The 6,317-nt window shown below is 45.7% G+C and carries 1 protein-coding gene; it reads left to right on the forward strand.

What is annotated here, in order from left to right; translation table 11 throughout:
- Positions 1-223 precede the first annotated feature (223 nt).
- Positions 224-6,262, forward strand: a complete 6,039-nt coding sequence (locus AC4II3_RS16085; RefSeq protein ID WP_488010273.1) for a translocation/assembly module TamB domain-containing protein — start codon at positions 224-226, stop codon at positions 6,260-6,262.
- Positions 6,263-6,317 lie beyond the last annotated feature (55 nt).

Genomic DNA, 6,317 nt, shown 5'->3' on the forward strand with positions numbered 1-6,317 from the left:
CGAGTTCCATTCACACCATTGGGACATAGTACTTTCTGCCATCTTATCCCCCTCTTCTCCTTCTTCCCCTTCATGATTGGGAATGGTGAAATCCTCTTGAAACGCACTTGGTATTAAGTACCCACAACGGATACCCCTACTCCCTATATTTCCCTGATAAATTAAGATGACAATGCCCTCCTATTCCCTCGGAACTCCAGTTGTAAGGTGCACACCAATCAAGATGAGTAACTCTCCCAATCCTGGTAATCTACCAGAGCCTACTCCGGAAAATACTCCAGAACCTACGGTAAGTAGAGGGTTTTGGCAGAGGCTGCTACGTCCGGTCTTCATGCTAATGGTGATGATGCTAGCTTCTGGGATAGGGGGTGGAAGCCTTTTTGCTTGGTATTTCATCCAGAAGCAATTAGCACCAACGGTAGAGAAAAATTTATCTAGCTTTCTTAACCGGAAAGTCAATGTCGGACCAGTGGAGGGCTTTTCCCTAAATGGTGTGCGGTTTGGTTCTTCGGAAATACCAGCTACCCCTACCGATCCCGATCATCTTGTCACGGAGGCAGTGAAGGTAACCTATAACCCCGTTAAACTGCTATTTACCAGAACCCTAGAACTGGATGTAACTCTAGTTGAACCTAATATATATGTTGAACAGGACAAAGATTTAACCTGGGTGTCTACAGCATTTACACAAACTGCCCAAGATTCGGCGTTTAAGGTAGACCCAAAGGTGGTGCGGTGGCGGGATGCGGATGTGGTGGTGGTGCCAAGATCTCAAGTGGGAATCAAACAAGCGCCGATGAAATTTACAGAGGTTAGGGGGAAAAGTAAATTTCTCGACGGAGGTCAGCTGATTCGCTTTGATGTAAATAGTCAGCCGTTAAGTGGGGGAAATTTAAAGGTTAAGGGAGATTACCGCCTCTCTCAACAAGAAACTGACTTGCACCTTGATGTCGATAACGTTAGTGCAGCAGAGGTTAGTAAAGTACTTCTGATTCCCCTGAAGCTTCAAGGGGGTAAACTGGGTGGCAACCTGAGAATACAACGGAATAATGCTGAACAGCCTTGGCAGTATTGGGGTACGATTAGCTTTTCTGACACCATCGCCCGCTTAGAACCCTTGCCCCAACTGTTCACTGAAAGCAAAGGTAAGCTGAACTTTCGAGGGAGTCAGATTTGGCTCGGTAACATAACTAGCCGATTCGGTCAAGTACCTGCCCAAATTGGGGGAATGCTGGATGTTGAGTCGGGCTACAAGCTCAGAGCAACAACGGAACCGGTTCAGATACAGCAGTATGCACAGACCTTTGGGATCAAAGAGCTACCAGTAACTACTTTAGGTAAAGCACAGGCTACGTTTCAGGTAACTGGAGCTATTGACAACCCGATTGTGATTGGAGAGGCCTTTACCACCACTCCCGCCACCCTTGACCAGGTGAACTTCAGCTCTATTACTGCTGACTTTAGCGTGATTAATACTGAGCTGGCCATTAGAAACTTGCAGGCAAAACCAACCGTGGGTGGCTTAGTCACAGGCAAGGGGGATATCAAATTTATGGATCAGGGGGGGGCAGTATTTGATCTCAAAGCTGTGAATGTTCCAGCGAATGCGATCGCAAAACAGTATGGATTTAATCTACCCATTCCTGTGGGTCGAATTTATGGCAGAACCCAGATCTTTTCTCCCCTGGACAAGCCCGAGAATTTTCGTGCCACTGGTTATGCTAATCTGCCCATGGGTGATGGTGTTCTCAGAGCTACTAATTTTCAAGTGGGGGGTGGGCGCTGGCAGGGGTTAGTAGACGCTAAGAATATTTCTGTGGCACCAATCATCAAAACCTTACCTGCACCATCTCTACCGCCACAATTCTCTGGACCGTTCAATGGTCAATTTAATCTGTCCGGTCGTCTTGATTCTTTCGAGCCAGAAACCCTCCGTGCTAGCGGTTACGGCAGCGTAACGGTTGATGGTGGTACCTTGCGTGCTACCAATGTAAAACTGATCAATGGTGGTTTTTCTACCCTAGTCCAAGCCTCTGAGATTCCTCTACAAGCCTTAGCACCAGTACCTTCTGAATTTAAAGGTCCCATCTCAGGGGAGTTGACTATCTCAGGGGATGTAAAGTCTTTTAGTCCTAGCACGATTACCGCTAGTGGGTCTGGTAGTTTAGATGTCGCAGCAGGGACTATTAAAGCTGATGCGATCGCGATCGCTAAAGGCAAGTTCCAAGCTCAAGTACTCGCATCCAATCTCCAGTTAGGCCGTCTCGGACCAATACCACCGCAATTCAACGGTCCAGCCTCTGGGGAATTTACCATCTCAGGAAATGTGGATTCGGTCAGTCCTAGTACGATTAACGCTAATGGTTCCGGTAGTTTAGATGTTGCAGGAGGCACCATTAAAGCTGATGCGATCGCGATCGCTAAAGGCAACTTCAAAGCTCAAGTTGTAGCATCCAATCTTGAATTAGGTCGTCTTGGACCAATACCCCCCCAATTCAACGGTCCAGCGTCCGGGGAGTTTACCATCTCAGGGAATCTGAATTCGGTAAGTCCTAGCACCATTACTGCTAGTGGGTCTGGTAGCTTAGACCTAGCAGGAGGAACCATTAAAGCTGATGCAGTAGATATCGCTAAAGGCAACTTCAAAGCTCAAGTTGTAGCATCCAATCTCCAGTTAGGTCGTCTCGGACCAATACCATCGCAATTCGACGGTCCAGCCTCCGGGGAGTTTACCATCTCAGGAAATCTAGATTCAGTAAGTCCTAGCAGCATTACCGCTAGTGGGTCTGGTACTCTAGATGTGGAAGGGGGTAGGATTCAGGCTTCTCAAATCGATATTGCCAATGGTAACTTCCAGGCCAAGGTACAAACCTCTAACCTTGACTTGGGTGCTCTTGTTCCGGTCCCGCCCGAATTCAATGGCCCTCTTTCCGGGAATGTCACTGTCTCTGGTAATCTAACTAATTTAACCATTGACGCGATTCAGGGCAAAGGGTCTGGACAACTCAAGGTTGCTGGTGGTCAATTACTAGGAACAGCTGAGTTTAGCAATGGTAAATTTCAGGGGGTTTTCCAGCCTACTAATCTCCAGTTGTGGCAGATTAATCCCGATTTACGAGGACGTCTCAATGGCAGTGTCAATATTTCTGCTCCGTTGCTATTGACACCAGATACAGCTCTATCAGCAATCCAAGCTAAGGGTAAGCTGAATTTTAGTGAAGGCATTTCTATACTTGAGCGTTCCCTAGCCACATCCTTTGACTGGAATGGTCAAAGGCTAGAGATTAAAGAAGCCATAGCCGAGGGATTCAATGCTAATGGTTTTGTCAATCTAAACCCAAAGAGTCAGGGTTTACAGGCAATTAAGACCTTTGATTTCCAGGTACAAGCAGAGGATTTGAATTTGCAACGATTACCTGCTGACCTCCCTTATGCCTTCAATTTAGGAGGCTTAGTCGGTTTTAACGGTAACATTGCTGGTACTCCTCAAGCTCCAACAATTAACGGTGACTTAAGACTGCGGTACTTTTTTGCTGGTCCTCTGGAGTTTGAATCCCTACTGACAGGTCGAGTAAGTATAGCACCAAAGTCAGGGGTAAATCTTCAGCTAGCAGGGAATCAAGACAAACTGGAGGTTGTGCTAGACCCCAATTACCAACCCGTCTCCTTTTTGGTGCAGTATCAGAACAAAACTGCTACTGGGATTCGGTCAGGGGATGAGCTACAAATGACCGTAGAGAATTTTCCGATCAATACCATTAAGAGTCTGGCCTTGAGTAGTGGGATGGTAGACGGTCAAAAACTCGAACCATGGTTAAGCAAACCCTTGGCAGGAGACATATCTGGGCAGATTGGTCTCAACCTCAAGACCTTTGGATCATCCGGTGAAATTGCGATCGCAAATCCCATCTTTGACAACCTCAGAGGTAATCTCTTAAAAGGCTTTTTCCAATACCAGCAAGGAAATATTACTCTAACCGATGGCTTGTTTCAAAAAGGTGATAGTCAATACTTATTTGCTGGCAACCTCACCCCAACCGCCAACGGACCAGAATTTAAAGGGCAATTCCAGGCTAAGCTCGGAGAAATCCAGGATATTCTAACTACCCTACAACTATTTGAGATAACTGACCTAGGTCGAGGCTTCCAAGCGCCCGTCTACGGCACAGCCGCTGATCTTGCTGTTACTGGAGTAGGTAATCCACAAAATGGTCTCAAAAAACCCCTGCGGCGGATGTCAGAAATAGTTACCCTCCTAAACAGACAACGGCAGCAGCGTCAAGAGAGCTTACTGTTGCCAGAGCTTAGCGAGATGAATGGTGGTTTTACTGGCAGTATCAGTATGGAAGGTTCACTCAAAGATGGCATTAGTGCTGAATTTAATTTCCAAGGGGAAAACTGGCAGTGGGGTTCCTATAAAGCTGAAACAATTATCGCCCAAGGGAATTTTGAAGAAGGGGTACTGAATCTTTTACCTGTTCAGGTTCAATCGGGTCAGAGCCTAGCGACCTTGTCCGGTAGTATCAGTGAACAAGGGCCATCGGGTCAGCTCAGGCTAAAGAATGTTCCGGTTGCCTTGATTCGAGAAGTGTTGAGATTTCCTAGCTCTGTTGGTTACGGAGGATTTGTTGATGCCACAGCAGACTTTTATGGCAGTCTAAGCAATCCCCAAGCCAGGGGAGCAATATCCGTAGTGGATGCCAGCCTAAACCGAACACCCCTCGAATCCATCGAAGGCAGCTTTAGTTACAACAATGCTCGCTTGAACGTCTTTTCCCAAAGTTTTCTGACTAAAGAGTCTGAACCCCTAACTATCACTGCCAAAATCCCTTACAAGTTACCCTTTGCTGAAGTAGAGCCAGAAAATCGGCAAGTCAGTATGCAACTGAAGGTTCAAAACGAAGGACTTGCCCGATTGAACATGCTTACCAATCAACAAATTGCTTGGGTTGATGGTAAAGGACAAGTAGATTTAGATATTTCCGGTACCTTTGACCAAGACCAAGATTGGCTACAGCAACTGGAGCAACTTACCGTTATCGGTAACATTAATGTAGAAGACGCTACTATTGCTGCCCAAGCCTTACCCGAACCCCTGACAGAGGTTAATGGCAAAATCCGGTTTAACTTCAACCGCATGGAAATTGTAGACACCTTACAAGGCAATTTTGGTGGTGGTAAATTAGTAGCGGTAGGGAATTTGCCATTGCGAAACCTACCTAGACCATTAGAGAATCCCCTCACCGTTGACCTGAATCAATTAGCCATCAATCTCAAAGGGATTTACAGTGGTGGCGTTCAAGGTCAGACCATTATTACTGGGACTTTGTTTAATCCTAGCGTTGGTGGTTACATCGAATTGTTTGATGGTCAAGTACCCATCTCTGAATCTCAAACTGCCCCGATCGGGAGTAGCGCATCGGCAGGTGACGAACTAATAGAGTTCAATAACTTAAAGTTGACCTTAGGTAAAAACATCCTAATTCGACAGCTGCCAGTATTAGATTTTCTTGCCAGCGGTACCCTTCTAATTAATGGCGACATGAGTGATATTAGACCAGAAGGAACGATTCAGCTGCTGCGCGGTCAGGTGAATCTCTTTACCACTCAGTTTCGCCTTGATAAAAAGTACAACAATAATGCCCGATTTGTAGCAGCTCTTGGCAGAGACCCAGAGTTAGATGTGCAGATGGTAGCATCGGTAATTGAATCTAACAAACAACCCATTACCAGTGAAACCTTTGCTAATGAAATTAGCGATAGCCCAACTAATTTTGGCACTACAGAAACTATTCGGGTTCAAGCCAAAGTAAAAGGGCTAGCAAGTCAGCTCTTTGACCGAGTCGAACTTAATAGTACGCCAAAACGTAGTGAAGGGGAAATTGTTGCCCTATTAGGGGGTGGCTTTGTAGATACCTTGGGTCGAGGCAATAGTACTTTGGGTTTGGCCAACTTAGCTGGGTCAGCACTATTGAGTAATGTCAGCAACCTGATTGGTGATGCCGCAGGATTAGATGAATTTCGCATTTTCCCTACTACAGTTACAGATGATAATAGGCGCACTGATAGCTTAGAGATAGGTGCTGAAGCAGGAATTAATATTACTAATAATTTATCATTTTCGTTGTTAAAAGTGTTGACTACTGATCAGCCAATTCAGTACAATTTGCGCTATCGAGTTAATGAAGAAATTCTGCTACGTGGTGCTAGCAATTTTTCAGATGATACTAAGATAATTGTCGAGTATGAAAATCGATTTTAATTAGAATTTAGAATCGGGAATCGGGAATCGGGAATCGGGAATCGGGAATCGGGAA

It is taken from the genome of Moorena sp. (assembly GCF_982860115.1).

Coding starts and splice junctions, on each gene's coding strand:
- AC4II3_RS16085 (WP_488010273.1), top strand. CDS start 224: ATGAGTAACTCTCCCAATCCTGGTAATCTACCAGAGCCTACTCCGGAA.